Here is a 17,833-nt window from a genome sequence, read left to right on the forward strand (position 1 = left end):
CCGTGCGTCGCGCGGGCGGGCGTCGCGCGGGCGGGTCGCCGTCGGACGGGGGAGTGCGGGCGCCGCCACCACGCCGTACCCGCAACCGGGGTCCCGCGTCGGCGCGCCGCCGCCACCGCCCGCGCCCCCCGCCCGCGTCACCGCCGACGTCACGCGGCCGTGGCCCGGCGGGGACCGGCCCCGCTCCCGAGGAGTCGCCGGACCTCCCGTACCGCCGCCCGTCCCGCCCGGTTCGCGCCCACCGTGCTGGCCGACGGCCCGTAGCCGACGAGGTGCACCCTCGGGTCCGCCGCCGCCCGCGTGCCCACGAGGCGGATCCCCCCGCCCGGTTCCCTCAGCCGCAGCGGCGCCAGGTGCCCCACGCTCGCCCGGAACCCCGTCGCCCACAGCACCACGTCCGCCGCGAAGCTCCGCCCGTCCGCCCACCCGACGCCCTCCGGCGTCATCCGGTCGAACATCGGCAGCCGGTCCAGGACCCCGCTCCGCAGCCCTTCGCGGACCGCGTCGTTCAGCGGGAGCCCCGTCACCGAGACCACGCTCCGCGGCGCCAGCCCCTGCCGCACCCGTTCCTCGACCAGCGCCACGGCCGCCCGCCCGGCCTCCGCATCGAACGGCCCCTCCCGGAACACCGGCGGCCGCCGCGTCACCCAGGCCGTCGCCGCCGCGTACGGAGCCAGTTCCAGCAGGTGCTGGGTCGCCGAGGCGCCCCCGCCGACCACCACCACCCGCAGTCCCGCGAATTCCTCCGGGCCCCGGTAGCCCACGGTGTGCAGCTGCCGCCCGCGGAACGTCTCCTGGCCCGCGACCCGCGGGACGAACGGCCGGTCCCAGGTGCCCGTCGCGTTGATCAGGGCGCGGGCCGACCAGATCCCGGCCGAGGTCTCCACCCGCAGTCGCCCCCGTTCGCCCTCCCGCACCGCCCGCACGTCGACGGGCCGCACCACCTCGAGCCCGAAGGCCCGCTCGTAGGCGTCGAAGTACTCGGTGATCACCTCGGACGACGGCCGCCCCGGATCGGCGCCGGTCAGCTCCATGCCGGGCAGCGCGTGCATCCCGTGCACCTTGCCGTACGTCAGCGAGGGCCACCGGAACTGCCAGGCGCCGCCCGGCCCCGGCGCGTGGTCGAGCACCACGAAGTCCCGCCCGGGCCCGAAGCCGGCGCGCCGCAGGTGGTACGCCGCCGACAGCCCCGCCTGCCCGGCGCCCACCACCACGACGTCGATCTCCCGCGTCATCCGCTCCTCCACACCCGTGCGAACGACCTGGGGCCCGGCTCTCTTCCCCCGCCCGGCCGATGCGTCAGGATGAAGGCATGTCAGACCGTTTCCACACCCGCGTCCTGCACATCGCCACCGGCTCCGCCGAGCGCGTCGCCGACATCACCCGCGACTGCGAGGAGTTCCTGAGCGAGGCCGCCGCCGGCCGCGACGGCCTCCTCAACGTCTTCGTCCCGCACGCCACCGCGGGCATCGCGGTCATCGAGACCGGTGCGGGCAGCGACGACGACCTCCTCGCCGCCCTCCGCGACCTCCTTCCGGCGGACGACCGCTGGCGCCACCGCCACGGCACCCCGGGCCACGGCCGCGACCACGTCCTCCCCGCCTTCGTCCCGCCCCACGCCACCCTCCCGGTCATCGGCGGCCGCCTGGAACTGGGCACCTGGCAGTCGGTGTGCCTGGTGGACACCAACGTCGACAACCGCGACCGTCAGGTGCGGCTGTCGTTCCTCGGGTAGCTCCACGCCGGCCGCCACCGGCGTCGTCCTGAACCCGTCACCGCCCTCGTCCGGTGGTCTCCTCACGAAACGCGGTCCAGGACCGGACCACGGCCTCGCGGAGGTCCGCGTCGTCGAGATCCCCCGGCTCGGCGAGGTCCGGCTCGATCGCGTAGTCCTCGAGTGTCAGGAACACATGCTCGAAGAGATCGGCGAGCGGCTCACGTATCCGTTCGCCGTTCGCCTGCGAGATCCGCCGGTTCTCCCACCAGCCACGTGCGAACTCCGGAGCGGTGCATGAGCCTTGTGCGAATGCGTCGAGCAGCGCCAGCAGCCGTGCCGCCGCGCTGTCCGAGGTGACGTCCTCGGGCCGGGACCAGGCCCGGTTCCGCGGGGGAGGGGCAGCGGGCAGGCCCGGGCGGCTTCCAAAGACGGCTTCCGCGCGGCGACCGGAGAGGGCCCGCGCCGTGTCCGCGCCTTCGCCGAAGGCCGCCGTCCGAGCCTTTCGTCCGGCCTCGGCGGCCTTCCCGGCCCTCTTCCGTCCTCTGGCCTGCCGTGCGAGTTCCCGTGCGTGTGGGTCGTTCCCGCTCGCCACTGTTTCCCCCGCTCAGCCTTGATTGCCGGACCGGAACCTCCGGCAGTATCCCGTGGCGGGGCAATGGCGTCGGCAGATGCTTGCTGCCGGGACCGGCGGGTGACCTGGAGTTCGTGCGTTGCAGGGGGGTGATCCCGCCTGCCGGGCCGGTCACCGCCGGGGGCCCGGCGGCGTCGCGGACGACCGGGGTGGCCGGGGCGCAGGCACGACGGGCGGTGTCAGCCGCGTAGGCCCGTTCCGTGCACGCCGTACTCGTCGATGACGGCGAGCTCCTCGTCGGTGAACTCCGGGCCGTCCAGCGCCCGCAGGTTGTGGTCGAGCTGCTCCTTGGAGCTGGCGCCCGTCAGCGCCGAGGTCACGGCGGGGTTGCGCAGCACCCACTGCAGGGCGAGCTGTGCCAGCGACTGGCCGCGGTTCCCGGCCAGCTTGTTCAGCTGCGCCGTGCGCTGCCGGTAGGTCTCGTCGATCTGGTCGGGCTTGAGGAAGTCGCTGTTCCGGGCACGGGCGCCGTCCGGAATGGTCTCCAGGTACTTGTCGGTGAGCAGCCCCTGGGCCAGCGGGGAGTAGACCACGAGACCGAAGCCCTCCTCGAGGGCCAGGCCGGCGAGACCGTTCCGGTCGATGCCGCGGTCGTAGAGGGAGTAGCGCGGCTGGTGGACGAGCAGCGGCACGCCCGCGGCCCTCAGCAGCCGGGCGATGGCCTCGGCGCGGTCGGGCTCGTAGTTGGAGATGCCGACGTACAGGGCCTTGCCCGATGTGACGGCTGTGGCGAGCGCGCCGGCGGTCTCCTCCAGCGGCGTCGTCACGTCCGGAGTGTGGTGGTAGAAGATGTCGACGTAGTCGGTGCCCAGATCGCGCAGGCTCAGCTCCAGGGAGGTCAGCAGCGCCTTGCGGCCGCCGCCGCGGAGGTTCGGGCTGGGCCCGAGGACGCCGCCGGCCTTGCTGGAGAGGATCAGCTCATGGCGGTAGGGCGCCAGGTCCCGGCGCAGCACACGACCGAGGGTCTGCTCGGCGGCGCGGTGCGGCGGACCGTAGCGGTTGGCGTTGTCGATGTGGGAGATGCCCAGGTCGAAGGCGTGCAGGATGATCTCGCGCTGGGTGTCGTAGGCGTGGTCGGCGCCGAACTTCTGCCACAGGCCCAGGGAGACGGCCGGAAGGTCGAGCCCGGACCGCCCGGTGCGCCGGTAGGGCAAGGACGCGTAGCGGTTGTCGGCCGCCCTGAAGACGTCCTCGTAGTGCGGGTACTGCTCGCTCATCGGGTGTTCTCCCTTGTCGGGGCTGTCGGGGCTGTCGGGGCTGTCGGGCCTGGAGGAGCTTGCGTGAGGGGGAGGGGAAGGAACGCTCAGTGGCTGCCGGGCGCCACCCGCGGTCGCCACGTCGAGCGCGGCCCGGCCCCTGCTGAGGCGGTCGCGGCTCCGGAACCGCCGGGCCGGCCCGCGGGGCGTGCTGCGGGTGGCCGGCCGGTGGCGCGGGTGGACGGGGCGGCCCGGGGCGGTGGTCAGCGGGAGGGCAGGCCGCGGCGTTCGAGGGCGTCGCGGAGGCCGTCGCGGCCGCCGAGGGCGGCAGCGCCGGCGAGCCGGGCCAGGACGCGCTCGGTCCACGCGCCGGTCAGCCCGTGGGCGCGGTGGTAGGCGGCCAGGCGCTCGTCGTACGCGGGCAGGCCGGCGTCGGCCTTGCCGGCGTCGTAGGTCTCGCGGTGCAGGACGGCGGTCTGGGGAGGCGGGGCTTGACGCCGGCGTCCTCCGTGGGATCGGGGTGCCCGACCGCCAGCCCGAAGACGGCCACGCTGTGCGGCGGCAGCCCCAGTTCGCCGGCGAACTCCTCGGGATGGTTGCGGACGGCGCCCACGAAGACCGAACCCAGGCCGAGCGATTCCAGTGCCACGACCGCGTTCTGGGCCGCCAGCGCGGTGTCGATGACGCCGAGCAGCGTGGACTCCAGGTAGGCCGTGGCGTCCAGCGGCTCGCCGTTGCGCTGTGCCAGGCGGTGGCCGCGGTCGAGGTCGGCCACCCAGACCAGGAACAACGGCGCCTCGACGATGAACTCCTGTCGTGCCGCCAGGTCCGAGAGCCGCCGCTTGCGCTCCGGGTCGGTCACCGCGACGACGCTCCAGGCCTGCAGGTTCGAGGACGTCGACGCCGACGACGCCGCGGCCACGACGGCCCGCAGTTCCTCCTCGGTGACGGGGGTCGGCAGGAAGGCGCGCACCGAGCGGTGACGCAGCTGGTGCTCGATGACCGGCGAGGTCGCTTCGAGGGCGAAGTCCGGGTCGCCGTAGCGGACGCCCGCCCGGGCGGGCGTCGTGGAATCGGTGAGGGTCATGCGCACGGTCTCTCTTCAGGAGGGGGCGGGATCAGCGGCAGCCGGTCGCCGCGGGGGAGTCGCGGGTGGGCCGGTGACGCGGCGCCGGGCGGGCAGCCGGCCACCGGGCGGGCAGCCGGCCACCGGGCGGGCAGCCGGCCACCGGGCGGGACGGGAGCCCCCGGCCGGGGCGCCGGCCTCGGGCGCCAGGAGCCCCGGCGCCCGCTCCGCGCGCGGTCGCGGTGACGAGCCGCGCGGCCCCTGCGGCCTTTGCCGCGCCTGCCGCCGGACGGGTCCGCGCGGGCGTCCGCGCGTCGAAGTCCCCGCCGGCGCGGCCGTGCGGAGGGCTCCCGGGCATGGCGCCCCGGCCGGTCCCGGCAAGCGGTGGCCACTCGGTCGCGCGAGTGCGTGAAGCGCTTCGACGCTGTCGGCGGACGGTGCTCGGCGGAAGACGCGGTGGCGGGACGGTCGCCCCCGCAGACACGGGTTTCCGGCCGTCGTCGAAGCGCTTCGACGTTTCCGGCCCGCGGAGTACGCGATGACGGGACGGAGTCGAATATCTTCGACTCTGCGGACACCTTGACGCCGACTCGACCACACCTCGAAAGTGGGAGCGCTCCCGCCCCGGACGTGAGGCGGCGCGGACTCCGACGGCGTTCCGCGCGGCCCCCTGCCGGGCGTACCCGTCCGTCGAGTACGGCGAGCGACCACCGAGCCGCACCCGACGGTTCCGTCCACCACATCCCCCTGCCCCGGTGCCCTCACGGGCGGCGGCACGGCCGCCGCCGGGACCCCCGGCCCGTGCCCGGAGGCCGCCGGGGCGACGAGGAAGGAACCAGCCGTGCACGAGTCCCCTCCCCCCAGGGGCAGACCGCTGCCCGGGCCTACGTCCCGGGCCGACCGCACCCGCTTACGACGCTCCGTCCCGCTCCCGCGCCGCACCGCCTTCAGGGCCGGCGGCGTGCTGGCGGCGGCCGCCGCCCTGCTGGGTTCCCTGATGCCGGCGGCCACGGCGGGGCCCGACGCGGGCACGGGCGCCCGCGCACTGCCCGGCGCCGGCGCCGCGGCCGCCGTCGTGGACTGGAGGAACGTCCGCATCGACGGCGGCGGCTTCGTCCCCGGCATCGTCTTCAACCGGTCCGAACCGGACCTCGCCTACGCCCGCACCGACATCGGCGGCGCGTACCGCTGGGTGGAGTCGAGCAAGAGCTGGACCCCGCTGCTGGACCACGTCGGCTGGGACGACTGGGGCCACACCGGAGTGATCGGTCTCGCCTCCGACAGCGTCGACCCGGACAAGGTCTACGCGGCGGTCGGGACGTACACCAACGACTGGGACCCCGGCAACGGCGCCGTGCTGCGCTCCGGCGACCGGGGCGAGACCTGGGCCAAGGCCGACCTGCCGTTCAAGCTGGGCGGGAACATGCCCGGCAGGGGCATGGGGGAGCGCCTCGCCGTCGACCCCCACCGCAACAGCGTCCTCTACCTCGGCGCGCCGAGCGGCAACGGCCTGTGGCGTTCCACCGACAGCGGCGCGACCTGGTCGAAGGTGACCTCGTTCCCCAACCCGGGGACCTACGTCACCGATCCGACCGACCCGGGCGGCTACAACGGCGACATCCAGGGCATCTCCTGGGTGACCTTCGACGAGTCGACGGGCAGCGCCGGCGCCGCCACCCGGACCATCTACGTCGGCGTCGCCGACAAGGAGAACAACGTCTACCGGTCGACCGACGCGGGCGCCACGTGGTCCCGGGTGGCCGGGCAGCCCACCGGGCTGCTCGCGCACAAGGGCGTCCTGGACGCGGAGAACGGCCGCCTCTACCTCGCCTACAGCGACACCGGAGGTCCCTACGACGGCTCCGCCGGCCAGGTGTGGCGGTACGACACCGGCAGCGGGGAGTGGACGGACATCAGCCCGGTGCCCGCCGCCGACACCTACTTCGGCTACAGCGGGCTGAGCGTGGACCGGCAGGACCCCGGCACGGTGATGGTCACCGGTTACAGCTCCTGGTGGCCGGACACCCAGATCTTCCGCACCACGGACAGCGGCGAGAACTGGACCAGGGCCTGGGAGTACAGCTCCTACCCCAACCGCTCGAACCGCTACACCATGGACATCTCCTCGGTCCCCTGGCTCGACTGGGGCGCCCGTCCGACTCCGCCCGAGCAGACCCCGAAGCTCGGGTGGATGACGGAGGCGCTGGAGATCGACCCGTTCGACTCCGACCGGATGATGTACGGCACCGGCGCGACGATCTTCGGCACCGAGAACCTCACCCAGTGGGACAGCGGCGGCAAACCCGTCATCAAGCCCATGGTGAAGGGACTCGAGGAGACCGCCGTCCTCGACCTGGTGGCCCCGCCCTCCGGCGCCACGCTGATCAGCGGCCTGGGCGACGTCGGCGGCTTCCGGCACACCGACCTGGACGCGGTGCCGGCGAAGATGTTCCAGTCGCCCAACTTCACCTCCACCACCAGCCTCGACTACGCCGAGACCGACCCGAACACGGTGGTCCGGGTGGGCAACGTGGAGAGCGGCGCCCATGTGGCCTTCTCCTCCGACAACGGCGCCAACTGGTACGCGGGCTCCGACCCCTCGGGGGTCACCGGCGGCGGCACGGTCGCCGCGGCGGCGGACGGCCGACGCTACGTGTGGAGCCCGGAGGGAGCGGGCGTGCACGCCGGTTCGGGCTCCTCCTGGACGGCCTCCTCCGGCATTCCGGCGGGTGCGATCGTGGAGTCGGACCGGGTGGACCCGAAGAAGTTCTACGGGTTCAAGGACGGCGCCTTCTACGTCAGCACCGACGCCGGCGCCACCTTCACCAAGCGCGCGTCCACCGGGCTGCCGGGGGGCACGGCCGTCCGCTTCAAGGCGGTGCCCGGCCGCAACGGCGACATCTGGCTGGCCGGCGGCGAGAAGGGCAGGACGTACGGGCTGTGGCACTCCACCGACTCCGGTGCGACCTTCACCAAGGTGGGCGGGGTCCAGGAGGCGGACACGATCGGCTTCGGCAAGGCGGCCCCGGGCACCACGTACCAGACCCTCTACACCAGCGCGAGGATCGACGGCGTCCGGGGCATCTTCCGGTCCACCGACGCGGGCGCCAACTGGGTACGGGTCAACGACGACAAGCACCGGTGGGGCTGGACCGGCTCCACGATCACCGGCGACCCGCGCACGTACGGGCGGGTCTACGTCTCGACCAACGGCCGGGGCATCGTGTACGCGGACACCGCCGCCGTCCCCTCGCCGGCCGATCCCACGGACCCGCCGGACCCGACCGACCCGCCGGACCCCGGTGACCCGGAGGGTGCCTGCACCGCGGAGTACCGCGTCACCAACCAGTGGCAGGGCGGCTTCCAGGCCGAGGTCCGGCTCACCAACACCGGCGACGGCGCGTGGAACGGCTGGAAGCTCGGCTGGACCTTCCCCGACGGCCAGCGGATCACCCAGCTCTGGAACGGCACGCACACCCAGAGCGGTGACCGGGTCACCGTGACCAGCGCGTCGTACAACGGCCGCGTCGCGCCCGGCGGTTCGGTGACCGTCGGTCTCACCGGGACGTGGACGGGGGCCAACGGCCCGCCGGACGACTTCACCCGCGACGGGGCCGCCTGCGGCTGACCCCGCCGCGCCGGGCGGAACCGCTGCCGGGCGGGGGCCGCGACCTTTCGGTCGCGGCCCCCGTTCCGTCCGCCTCCGGCGCCGCGGGCCGCGCCGCCGGAGGCGGACCGGTGTCGGGCCGCCGGCCCGACGCCGGCCGTTCGGCGCCTCCCGGGCGCGGCGGCCGTCACCTCAGCGGAAGTTGACGTCGCTGCACAGGAAGTACGTCTGGTCCATGTGCGACGCCTGCCAGATGGTGTAGAACACGGCCCGGCCGCTGCGCCCCGGAACGCTCACGGGGACGTTGTACTCCTGGCCCGGGGCGTAGCGGCTGGTGCGGGTGACCAGCTGCAGGTCGTTCCAGGTGAGCGGCTGGGTGAGCGGGTCGAAGCCCTGCCGGGTGACGTAGACCAGGATGTAGTCCGCCCCGTGGCCGGCCTGGTCGTGGAGCCGGATGGTGAGGTTGCTGCCGACGTCGGTCGCCTTCCAGTTGCCCACGGCGTCCATGGCGTTGTACCGGCCGCCCTCGGTCCGGCCGCCGCTGCAGAGCTGGCCGTTGGGGACGACCGCCTGGAAGTTGCCCGCGGAACCGTTGCGGTACAGGCCGTTCCAGTTCCACATGGCGTTGGTGTTCGCCTGCCAGGCCTGCCAGCACATGGGGTCCTGCTGCTGCATGGCCGGGTTCTGGAAGTCGCTGCCCCAGCGCTGCCAACAGCCGTAGTTGCGGGTGGCGGGGTCGACGACCGAGCCGTGGGCGTACGCGGTGCCGCTCCCCGGGACCAGGGAGAACAGCGCCGTGACGACCAGGGTGAGGAGGAGGAACGGGGCGCGGCGTAACCGGCCGGCGGTGTCGGAACGTGTCATGGGTGTCCTCTTTCGCAGGGCTGGGGGGTGAACGTCGGACGACGAAGTGGGAGCGCTCCCACATCAAGGTTGCGTACATGTCAAATCGGTGCAACGTTCGATTGCGCCACTTTCCCCCCGGGGCCGGCGGGACGACCGCGTCCGGCTCGTTGCGGACTCGTGAAACCGGCCGGGGAATCCTTGACCGGCTCGCCCGGCGTGACCATGCTCGGGGACATGACCGCGACGACCTTTCTCGTGACGCGGCTCCACGTCGATCTGGGGCGCCTCGCCTCGGCGGCGTGTCGAGTGCGCTGACGTACGCGCATCTTCTGGGGCCGGGCGCCGCGCGCCTTCGCCCCCGTTCCCTCCTCGTCCTCCCCTCCGCGCCCCCGTCCCCTCGCCCCGGGACGCCCGTTCCTCGCGCCCTGCCCGTGCCGCCCGGCGGCGCCGGGCGGGCAGCGTCCGGTGAAAGGAATGCCATGACGTCCACCGCACCCGCGTCCGCCCCCGAGACGGGCCGGATCACCGTCGAGAAGGTCGGCGGCCGCATCGGCGCCGTGATCTCCGGCGTCCGCCTCGGCGGCGACCTGGACGAGCGGACCGTGGCCACGATCCGCGCCGCGGTCCTCGAGCACAAGGTCGTCTTCCTCCGTGACCAGCACCACCTCGACGCCGCGGGCCACGAGGCCTTCGGACGGCTCCTCGGCGAACCGGTCGCCCACCCCACCGTGCCCTCGGTGGACGGCCGTTACGCCCTCGGCATCGACAACGACCACGGCGGCCGCGCCAACCAGTGGCACACCGACGTGACCTTCGTCCCCGCCTATCCGGCCTTCTCCATCCTCCGCGCCGAGGTGATCCCGCCGTACGGCGGCGACACGCTGTGGTCCAACACCGCGGCGGCCTACGCCGAACTCCCGGAGCCGCTGCGGACACTGGCCGACGGCCTGCGCGGGGTGCACACCAACGACTACGACTACGCCGCCGTGCGGCCGGGAGCGGTCCCGGACGAACTCCTGCAGCACCGCGAGGTGTTCACGTCGATCACGTTCCGCACCGAGCACCCGGTGGTGCGGGTGCACCCGGAGACCGGTGAACGCACGCTGGTCCTCGGCACCTTCCTGCAGCGGTTCACCGGCCTCGACGGCCGTGACTCCAGGGCCCTCCGCGACGTCCTCCAGTCGCACGTCGAGCGTCCGGAGAACACCGTGCGCTGGCAGTGGCGCGCGGGCGACGTCGCCATCTGGGACAACCGGGCCACCCAGCACTACGGCGTGGACGACTCCGACGACCACGAGCGCACCCTGCGCCGGGTCACGGTCGACGGTGACGTGCCGGTGGGGGTGGACGGCCGCCGTTCGGTGCTGCTCGCGCCCGAATCGGTGCCCGAGCCGGAGTACGGCATCGCTTCCGGCGCCTCAACGGACGGGGTGCTCGCGGAGGCCTGACGGGCCCCGCCCCCGCCGGCCGGACCCCCGTCCGCCCCGGTGGGGGCGGGGGCAGGGAAGCGGAGGCGCCGATCCTACGATGGCTCCCATGACCTCTCCGGAAGGCGGCGCCGGCACACCTGGCGGGACGGGCCGAAGACGTCTGGTGGCGGCGACGGCCGCACTGGCGACCGTGGGCGCGGGGCTCGGGCTCAGGGCCGTGGCGACCGGAGACGTGGCCAAGTACGGCGGGGACGCCCTCTACACCCTGCTGCTCGTCGCCCTGGTCGTCGTGGCGGCCCCCTCGGTCTCCGCGTGGAGGGCCGCCGCGATCGCGCTGGCGGTCAGCTGGGGCGTGGAGTTCCTGCAGCTCAGTGGTGTGCCCGCGGAGCTCTCCCGGCGCAGTGCCGCCGCTCGCCTGGTCCTCGGCTCCACCTTCGACCCGCCCGACCTCCTCTGGTACCTGGTCGGCGCGCTGGGCGGGTGGTTCGCCGCGCGGCCCCGAGGGGGCCGGGCGGCGTCCGTCGCCCGTCGGCCGTCTGCCCGCGGGAGTGCGGGGTACGCGCACCGTCATGGGTGACATCCTCGTGGGCACGTGTTCGTGGACCGACAAAACCTTGGTCGGCAGCGGCTGGTACCCCGCGGGACGGCGGGACGCCGAGGGCCGGCTGCGGTACTACGCCGAGCGGTTCCCGGTGGTGGAGGTGGACGCCTCGTACTACGCCCTCCCCGGCGAGCGGAACAGCCGGCTCTGGGCGGAGCGGACGCCGGACGGGTTCGTGTTCGACGTGAAGGCGTTCTCCCTGCTGACCGGGCATCCCACCCGGGCCGCGGTGATGCCGCACGGCCTGCCGGCCGACGCCCGGGACCCGGACGTGCTCGACGAGGTGTGGGCCCGCTTCGCCGACGGGATCGCGCCGCTGCGGCGGGCCGGGCGGCTGGGCAGCGTCCTCTTCCAGTTCCCGCCGTGGTTCCGGCCCGGCGCGCGGGCCGAGGCCTTCCTGGCGGACACCGCCCGGCGGACGCGGGGCTGGCCCCTGGCCGTGGAGTTCCGGCATCCGGAGTGGTGGCGGGAGGACCGGGCGGACGCCACCCGCGCCCTGCTCGCCCGGCACGGCATGGCGGCGGTGGCGGTGGACATGACGCAGGCGCTGCCCTCCTCCGTCCCGCCGGTCACCCCGGTGACCTCCCCGCGCCTGGCCGTCGTGCGGTTCCACGGACGCAGCGCGGCCTGGGGCACCGGCAGCAAGGAGGACCGCTTCCGGTACGCGTACGACGAGGCGGAACTCGCCGAGTGGCTGCCGCGGCTGCACACCCTCGCCGGACGGGTCGAGCGGCTCCACGTCCTGTTCAACAACTGCTGCGCGGACGCGGCGGTGCGGGCCGCGGAGAGCATGACGCGGCTGCTGGGACTCCCGCCCCGGCACCCGGCGCCACCCGCCACGGCGCGGACGGCGCCGCCGGACGCCTGACGGGACGGCGCGTGCCCCCGGCCGGCGGGGGCACGCGCTCGTGGACCGGTACCGGGGTCAGCCGCGCCGGCTCCGGCCGACCGCCCGCGCCAGCAGCGGCCAGGCCAGCAGCAGGACGACCACCGCGTACACGGTGACCGAGAACGGGGTGTTCACCAGGCCCGTCACGCTGCCGTCGCTGATCTGCAGCGCCCGCCGCAGCTGCTGCTCGGCGGCGGGGCCGAGGATCACACCGATCACCGCGGGCAGCACCGGCAGCCCGTAGCGCCGCATGCCGAACCCGACCAGGCCGATGACCAGCAGGAGGACCAGGTCCACGACCTCGCCGCCGACCGCGTAGGCGCCCACCGCGGCGAAGAAGAGGATCCCCGCGTACAGGTAGGGGCGCGGGATGCGCAGCAGTCGCGCCCACACCGGCGCCAGCGGCAGGTTGAGCGCCAGCAGCAGCACCATGCCGACGAAGAGGGAGGCGATCAGCCCCCACACCAGCTCGGGCTCCCGCTCGAAGAGCAGCGGGCCGGGCTGGATGCCGTAGCTCTGGAAGGCGGCCAGCATCACCGCCGCGACCGCCGTGGTGGGCAGGCCGAGCGTCAGCATCGACACCAGGGTGCCCGCCGCCGAGGCCGAGGCCGCGGACTCCGGCCCGGCGACGCCCTCGATGGCGCCCTTGCCGAACTGGTCACGGTGCTTGGACAGCCGCTTCTCCACCACGTACGACAGGAACGTGGGGATCTCCGCGCCGCCCGCCGGCACCGCACCGAACGGGAAGCCGATGAACGGGCCGCGCAGCCACGCCTTCCACGACCGCCGCACGTCGTCCCGGCCCAGCCAGGGACGGCCCGCCGGAATGGCCCGGGGAGCACCCCGCCGCAGGTGCGCGGCCACCCACAGGGCCTCGCCGATGGCGAAGAGTCCCACCGCGACGATCACCACGTCGATCCCGTCGGCCAGCTGCAGCGAGCCGAACGTCAGCCGCTGCTGTCCGGTCATCCGGTCCAGGCCCACCATGCCGACCGTGAGGCCGATCAGCAGGGAGGCCGCCCCCCGGATGCGGGAGGAGCCGAGCACCGAGGTCACCGCGATGAACGCCAGCACCATGATCGCGAAGTAGTCCGGGGCCCCGATGTCCACCGCCAGCCGGGCCACCACCGGGGCCAGCGCCACCAGCAGCACCGTGCCGACCAGACCGCCCGTGAAGTGGCCGATCGCGGCCGCGGCCAGCGCCTGCCCGCCGCGCCCCGCCTTGGCCATCGGGTTGCCCTCCATCGCCGCCACCACCGCGGCGCTCTCACCGGGCGTGTTGAGGAGGATGGAGGTGGTCGAACCGCCGAACATCGCGCCGTAGTAGATGCCGGCGAACATGATGAACGCGGCCACCGGGTCCAGGCCGTACGTCACCGGAAGCAGCAGGGCCACGGCCATCGCGGGTCCGATGCCGGGCAGCACGCCGATCGCCGTGCCCAGCAGCACGCCGACCGCCGCCCACAGCAGGTTGACCGGTGTCAGGGCCGTGCCGAAGCCGTCCAGGAGGGAGTTGAGGGCGTCCATGTCACAGCACTCCCATCAGCGGACCGCCCGGCAGGGGCACCCCGAGCAGGTTGTCGAAGACCACGTAGGTCACCACGGACAGCACCGCGGCGATCAGCGGGTCCCGGTCGGTCCGTCGGCTGCCGAGGGCGTACGCGGAACCCCAGAACAGCAGGGCGCCGGCCACCGGGAAGCCGAGCGGTTCGATCAGGACGGCCGAACCGAGGAAGATCCCGGCCAGCAGCAGGACGGTCCGCCAGTCGGTGGGCTCGGACAGGTCCACGTCCTCACCCGCCTCGGCCTCGCCCCGGCCGCCGCGCAGCACGTCCACGGCGAGCAGGACGGCCACCAGCAGCAGCGCGACGCCCACCACCAGCGGCATCGTGGTCGGGCCGACCGGCCCGCGCCGGGCGATGTCGACGTCCATGGTCAGCGCGTCGGTCAGCACCAGCACGCCGAGGACCGACAGCAGCGCGCAGACACCCAGCTCGGAGTGGCGGGCGAGCCACGAACGGTTCTCCCCGCTCCTGCCGGGCGTCCCGGCGGGAGCCCCGCCGGGCGTCCCGGCGGAGGAGGGATCGAGGTGTGCGCTCACAGTCCCAGCTCCTTCAGCACCGACACCACGCGGTCGTCCTCGGACTCCAGGAAGTCGCCGAACTCCTCACCGGTGAGGAAGGCGTCGTCCCAGCCGTTCTGCCGCAGGGACTCCCGCCACTCGGGGGAGTCGTGCAGCTCCTCGAAGAGCCGGACCAGCTTGGTCCGCTCCGCCTCGGAGAGTCCCGGAGGAGCCACCACACCGCGCCAGTTGGTGAAGTCCACGTCGTAGCCCGCCTCCTTCAGCGTGGGGGCGTCCAGCCCGTCGATCCGTTCCGAACCGGTCACCGCGAGCAGCCGCAGCTCGCCCGCCTTGATCTGGTCGAGGTACTCGCCGACACCGGAGACGCCGAAGGCGACCTTGTTGCCGAGGATCGAGGCGAGCAGTTCGCCGCCGCCGTCGAACGGCACGTAGTTGACCCGCTTCGGGGCGATGCCGGCCGCCTCCGCCATCAGCATCGGCGCGAGGTGGTCGGGCCCGCCGGGGGAGGAACCGCCGCCCACCGGCAGCCCGCCGGGGTCGTCCCGCCAGGCGTCGACCAGGTCGCCGATGGTCCGGTACGGGGAGTCCTTGGCGACCACCACCACGTCCTGCTCCTCGGTGAGCCGGGCGATGGGCGTGGTGTCGGCGAGCGTCTTCGGGGCGTCGTTGGAGCGCGCGGCGCCCACCACGCCGAGGCCCATGGACATGGCCAGCTTGCCGTTGCCGTGCTCGCCGACCAGGCGGCTCAGGCCGACGGTGCCGCCGGCACCGGGCAGGTTGAACACCTCGATGCCCGAGGTGAGGCCGGCGTCCTCGGCGTTCTTCGCCGCGGTGCGGGCCGTGATGTCGTAGCCGCCGCCGGGAGTGTTGGGAACCATGAAGCGCAGGCCCGGGATGCGGGTGCCGGTGTCGGTGCCGTCGTCCGGGTTCAGCAGCGGCGGTCCGAGCAGCACGAGCAGGGCGGCCGCGAGCAGGGCGAGGGGGGTGCGCGGACGCACGAGTGCCACCACCTGTCGGTCGTCGGGGATCGTTGGGCGTCGTCGGGGGACGAGGCGCCTCATGATGCCCGCGGGCGTCCACCGGGGTCTCCCTTGCGGAACCAACGGATGTTGTGTTCATTGTGGTCACGGCCCCGGCCCGCCGAGAACGCGGCCGCTCCTTCCGGGGCTTTCCATCGGCGCGGACCGGCTGCATGATGGACGTCCCCGGCACCCGGCCGCCCCCTGCCCACCCGCCCCGTGTCCCCTCCCGTGCCGGCCGGAGAGATCGAGTACGCCGTGTCCGTCCCCTTCCGCCGCCAGACCCTCGCGGGCGAGATGCTGGTCCTGCAGCTCGCCATCGTCGTGGTGGTGCTGCTCGCGGTGGCCGGCGTCTCGCTGGCCCAGTCGGAGGCGACGTTCCGGCGCGTCGAGGGCCGCCGGGTGACCGCGCTCGCCGAACATCTGGCCGCCAACCCGCTGGTCCGCAGCCGGCTGCTGAGCCCCGCCCCCCGCGAGGGCCTGGCCCCGCTGGCCGACGCCACCCGCACCCAGTCCGGCGTCACCTCGGTGACGGTGGCCGACGCCGACGGCAGGATCGTCGCCGCCACCGACCCCACCCTGCTGGGCGAGCGGCTGCCCCGCGGCGAGGGCGCCGAGCCGGGCCGGGGCTGGTCCGGCAGCCTCACCCTCGGCGGCCACCAGGAACTCGCCGCGCAGGTGCCCGTCCTGGGCGCCGCCGAGGAGAACCTGGGCCGCCACCTCGGCACGGTCACGGTGGGGGAGAAGGACCCCACCGTGTGGCAGAGGACGAGCGGGGCCTCCTCGTACCTGCTCGTCTACCTGGGCGTCGCCAGCGCGCTCGGGATCGCCGGCTCCTGGCTGCTCTCCCGGCGGGTGAAGCGGCAGACCCTGGGCCTGGAGCCGCGTGAGATCGCCGGCCTCGCCGAGCACCGGGAGGCCATGCTCTACGGAATCGCGGAGGGCGTGGTCGCCCTCGACCCGCTGCACCGGGTCACCCTGGTCAACGAGGTGGGCCGCCGCCTCCTCGACCTGCCCGACGGCTGCGTCGGACGCACCCTGGACGAACTCGGGATCGACGGACGGCTGCGCGACGTCCTCGCCGGCGCCCTGCCGGAGGCCGAGCGCCGCCCCGACGAGGTGGTCGTCCGCGGCGGCCGGGTGCTGGTGATGAACCGGATGACGGTCGCCAAGGACGGCCGCCCGCTCGGCTCGGTCACCACCCTGCGCGACCGCACCGAACTCGCCCGCCTGGAGCAGGAACTCGGTTCCTTCCGCAGCACCTCCGAGCTGCTGCGCGCCCAGGCCCACGAGTTCGCCAACCAGATGCACACCATCTCCGGACTGGTCGAGATCGGCGAGTACGAGGAGGTCGTGCGCCACATCCGGGCGCTGACCCGGCGGCGCGAGTCCCTCGACGTCACCCTCAGCCGCCGGGTCCGCGACACCGCGGTGGCCGCACTGCTCACCGCCAAGGCCTCGCTCGCCGCCGAACGGGCGGTCTCGCTGCGCATCTCCGAGCGCACCTCGCTGGACCGGCTCGTCCCGGAGGACGCCGCCGACGTGGCCACCGTGGTCGGCAACCTGGTCGACAACGCGGTGGACGCGGTCTCCACCCGGCCCGGCCGGCCGAACTGGGTGGAGGTCGAACTGAGACAGGACACCACCGGGGTGGTGGTCGTGGTCCGCGACTCCGGCCCCGGCGTGGCGCCCGGCCTCGCCCGTGAGGTCTTCGAGCACGGCTTCACCACCAAGGCCGCCCGGGAGGGCGGACGCGGCATCGGCCTGGCGCTCACCCGCCTCGTCTGCGAACGTCACGGCGGTGAGGTCTCGGTGACCAACACGCCGGAAGGCGCCGTTTTCACCGCCCGCATGACCGTCAGCCACCTCACCGACGCGGTGACGGAAGGAGCGCCCCGATGACCAGCCCGACCGCCCCGTCCGCCCCGCCCGGCGGGACGCCGGAGCCGGAGCCGATCGACGTGCTCGTGGTGGACGACGACTTCATGGTGGCCCGGGTGCACCGCGCCTTCGTCGAGGACGTCCCGCCGTTCCGGGTGGCCGGCGTCGCCGGCACGGCGGAGCAGGCCGTCGCCGCGGTGGACGAACTGCGGCCCGACCTGGTCCTGCTCGACCTGTACCTGCCCGACGGGTCCGGGCTCGACGTCATCCCCCGGCTGCGCGCCGCCGGACACGACTGCGACGTGATGGTGGTCAGCGCCGCCCGCGAGGCCGACGCGGTGCGCGGCGCGGTACGGCACGGCGTGGTCGACTACCTGCTCAAGCCCTTCGCGCGCGAGGACCTGCGGGTCCGTCTGGAGCGGTACGCCGCCCGGCGCCACAGCCTGCGGGAGGCGGTCGTCCGCGGGCAGGCCGACGTGGACCGGGTGCTGTCCGGGTCCGCCGCGCCCCCGCCGCCGCCCGCCGCCGTCCTGCCCAAGGGCATGAGCGTGGAGACGGCGGGGCTGATCGAGCGCGCGCTGCGGGAGGCCGAGGACACCCTGTCGGCCGGCGAGTGCGCGGCCCGCACCGGCCTGTCCCGGGTCAGCGCCCGCCGCTACCTGGAGTACTTCCACACCCTCGGCACCGCCGAGGTGTCGCTCCGCTACGGGGCGGCGGGACGTCCCGAACGCCGTTACCGCTTCCTCGGACGTGACGGCGCCGGGACGCCCGGCGCCGGGACGGTCCGCGCCTTCGCGTCCGACGCGGCGGGACCGGGCCGGCGGTGACCGCCGGCCGCGGCCGGCGCGGAGCCCGCGGCCGGTGCCG

16 protein-coding genes are annotated in these 17,833 nt (G+C 74.3%); 8 read left to right on the forward strand and 8 right to left on the reverse strand.

The window, feature by feature from the left end; all coding sequences use genetic code 11:
- Positions 1-149: 149 nt before the first annotated feature.
- Complete coding sequence (locus A2U95_RS19010; protein WP_166024117.1) at positions 150-1,235, reverse strand: NAD(P)-binding domain-containing protein; 1,086 nt, start codon at positions 1,233-1,235, stop codon at positions 150-152.
- A 77-nt stretch (positions 1,236-1,312) separates the two neighbouring features.
- Here A2U95_RS19010 and A2U95_RS19015 point away from each other — a divergent pair, with 77 nt between their 5' ends.
- Positions 1,313-1,735 carry a YjbQ family protein gene (locus A2U95_RS19015; protein WP_166024119.1) on the forward strand — a complete coding sequence of 141 codons (423 nt, stop codon included), beginning with the start codon at positions 1,313-1,315 and terminating at the stop codon, positions 1,733-1,735.
- Between the two features lie 37 nt (positions 1,736-1,772).
- On the opposite strand, the gene A2U95_RS19020 is transcribed toward A2U95_RS19015, so the two are convergent.
- The 3 genes from A2U95_RS19020 to A2U95_RS19030 all read right to left on the reverse strand — a co-directional run bounded on the left by A2U95_RS19020 (position 1,773) and on the right by A2U95_RS19030 (position 4,631).
- The gene (locus A2U95_RS19020; RefSeq protein WP_166024121.1) at positions 1,773-1,910 is read right to left on the reverse strand and encodes a hypothetical protein; all 138 of its coding nucleotides are present in this window, start codon (positions 1,908-1,910) and stop codon (positions 1,773-1,775) included.
- Between the two features lie 617 nt (positions 1,911-2,527).
- Positions 2,528-3,565 carry an aldo/keto reductase gene (locus A2U95_RS19025; RefSeq protein WP_166024123.1) on the reverse strand — a complete coding sequence of 346 codons (1,038 nt, stop codon included), beginning with the start codon at positions 3,563-3,565 and terminating at the stop codon, positions 2,528-2,530.
- Between the two features lie 352 nt (positions 3,566-3,917).
- On the reverse strand, positions 3,918-4,631 hold the full coding sequence (locus A2U95_RS19030) for a nitroreductase family protein (RefSeq protein ID WP_206282910.1): 714 nt from the start codon (positions 4,629-4,631) through the stop codon (positions 3,918-3,920).
- A gap of 976 nt (positions 4,632-5,607) precedes the next feature.
- On the opposite strand from A2U95_RS19030, the gene A2U95_RS19035 reads away from it, so the two are divergent.
- Positions 5,608-8,238 (forward strand): cellulose binding domain-containing protein, encoded by a 2,631-nt coding sequence (locus A2U95_RS19035; protein ID WP_166025376.1) that lies wholly within the window; start codon positions 5,608-5,610, stop codon positions 8,236-8,238.
- Positions 8,239-8,409: 171 nt separating this feature from the next.
- On the opposite strand, the gene A2U95_RS19040 is transcribed toward A2U95_RS19035, so the two are convergent.
- The gene (locus A2U95_RS19040; protein WP_166024125.1) at positions 8,410-9,081 is read right to left on the reverse strand and encodes a lytic polysaccharide monooxygenase auxiliary activity family 9 protein; all 672 of its coding nucleotides are present in this window, start codon (positions 9,079-9,081) and stop codon (positions 8,410-8,412) included.
- Between the two features lie 216 nt (positions 9,082-9,297).
- On the opposite strand from A2U95_RS19040, the gene A2U95_RS33790 reads away from it, so the two are divergent.
- From A2U95_RS33790 to A2U95_RS19055, 4 genes are all read left to right on the forward strand, one after another.
- A complete protein-coding gene (locus A2U95_RS33790; RefSeq protein WP_359270271.1) occupies positions 9,298-9,378 on the forward strand; it encodes a putative leader peptide in 81 nt (26 codons plus the stop codon).
- 164 nt (positions 9,379-9,542) lie between these two features.
- Positions 9,543-10,511, forward strand: a complete 969-nt coding sequence (locus A2U95_RS19045; RefSeq protein ID WP_166024127.1) for a TauD/TfdA dioxygenase family protein — start codon at positions 9,543-9,545, stop codon at positions 10,509-10,511.
- A gap of 88 nt (positions 10,512-10,599) precedes the next feature.
- The gene (locus A2U95_RS19050; protein ID WP_166024129.1) at positions 10,600-11,070 is read left to right on the forward strand and encodes a ribosomal maturation YjgA family protein; all 471 of its coding nucleotides are present in this window, start codon (positions 10,600-10,602) and stop codon (positions 11,068-11,070) included.
- Positions 11,063-11,962: a DUF72 domain-containing protein gene (locus A2U95_RS19055; RefSeq protein ID WP_166024131.1), complete on the forward strand. Its 900-nt coding sequence runs from the start codon at positions 11,063-11,065 to the stop codon at positions 11,960-11,962. The genes A2U95_RS19050 and A2U95_RS19055 overlap by 8 nt, the downstream gene beginning before the upstream one ends.
- 57 nt (positions 11,963-12,019) lie before the next feature.
- On the opposite strand, the gene A2U95_RS19060 is transcribed toward A2U95_RS19055, so the two are convergent.
- The 3 genes from A2U95_RS19060 to A2U95_RS19070 are packed head-to-tail and all read right to left on the reverse strand — an operon-like array spanning position 12,020 to position 15,064.
- Positions 12,020-13,510: a tripartite tricarboxylate transporter permease gene (locus A2U95_RS19060; protein ID WP_166024133.1), complete on the reverse strand. Its 1,491-nt coding sequence runs from the start codon at positions 13,508-13,510 to the stop codon at positions 12,020-12,022.
- Between the two features lies 1 nt (position 13,511).
- Complete coding sequence (locus A2U95_RS19065; protein WP_166024135.1) at positions 13,512-14,084, reverse strand: tripartite tricarboxylate transporter TctB family protein; 573 nt, start codon at positions 14,082-14,084, stop codon at positions 13,512-13,514.
- Positions 14,081-15,064, reverse strand: coding sequence for a Bug family tripartite tricarboxylate transporter substrate binding protein (locus A2U95_RS19070; protein ID WP_166024137.1), 984 nt, complete (start codon positions 15,062-15,064; stop codon positions 14,081-14,083). Before A2U95_RS19070 ends, A2U95_RS19065 begins: the two co-directional genes overlap by 4 nt.
- A 318-nt stretch (positions 15,065-15,382) precedes the next feature.
- On the opposite strand from A2U95_RS19070, the gene A2U95_RS19075 reads away from it, so the two are divergent.
- Both A2U95_RS19075 and A2U95_RS19080 read left to right on the forward strand, forming a co-directional pair.
- Positions 15,383-16,987 carry a sensor histidine kinase gene (locus tag A2U95_RS19075; protein WP_420857028.1) on the forward strand — a complete coding sequence of 535 codons (1,605 nt, stop codon included), beginning with the start codon at positions 15,383-15,385 and terminating at the stop codon, positions 16,985-16,987.
- Positions 16,984-17,793, forward strand: a complete 810-nt coding sequence (locus tag A2U95_RS19080; protein ID WP_166024139.1) for a response regulator — start codon at positions 16,984-16,986, stop codon at positions 17,791-17,793. Before A2U95_RS19075 ends, A2U95_RS19080 begins: the two co-directional genes overlap by 4 nt.
- The last annotated feature ends 40 nt before the right edge of the window (positions 17,794-17,833 follow it).

Origin of the sequence: Streptomyces chilikensis, from assembly GCF_001642695.1 — a bacterium.
In the GTDB taxonomy this organism is placed as follows: domain Bacteria; phylum Actinomycetota; class Actinomycetes; order Streptomycetales; family Streptomycetaceae; genus Streptomyces; species Streptomyces chilikensis.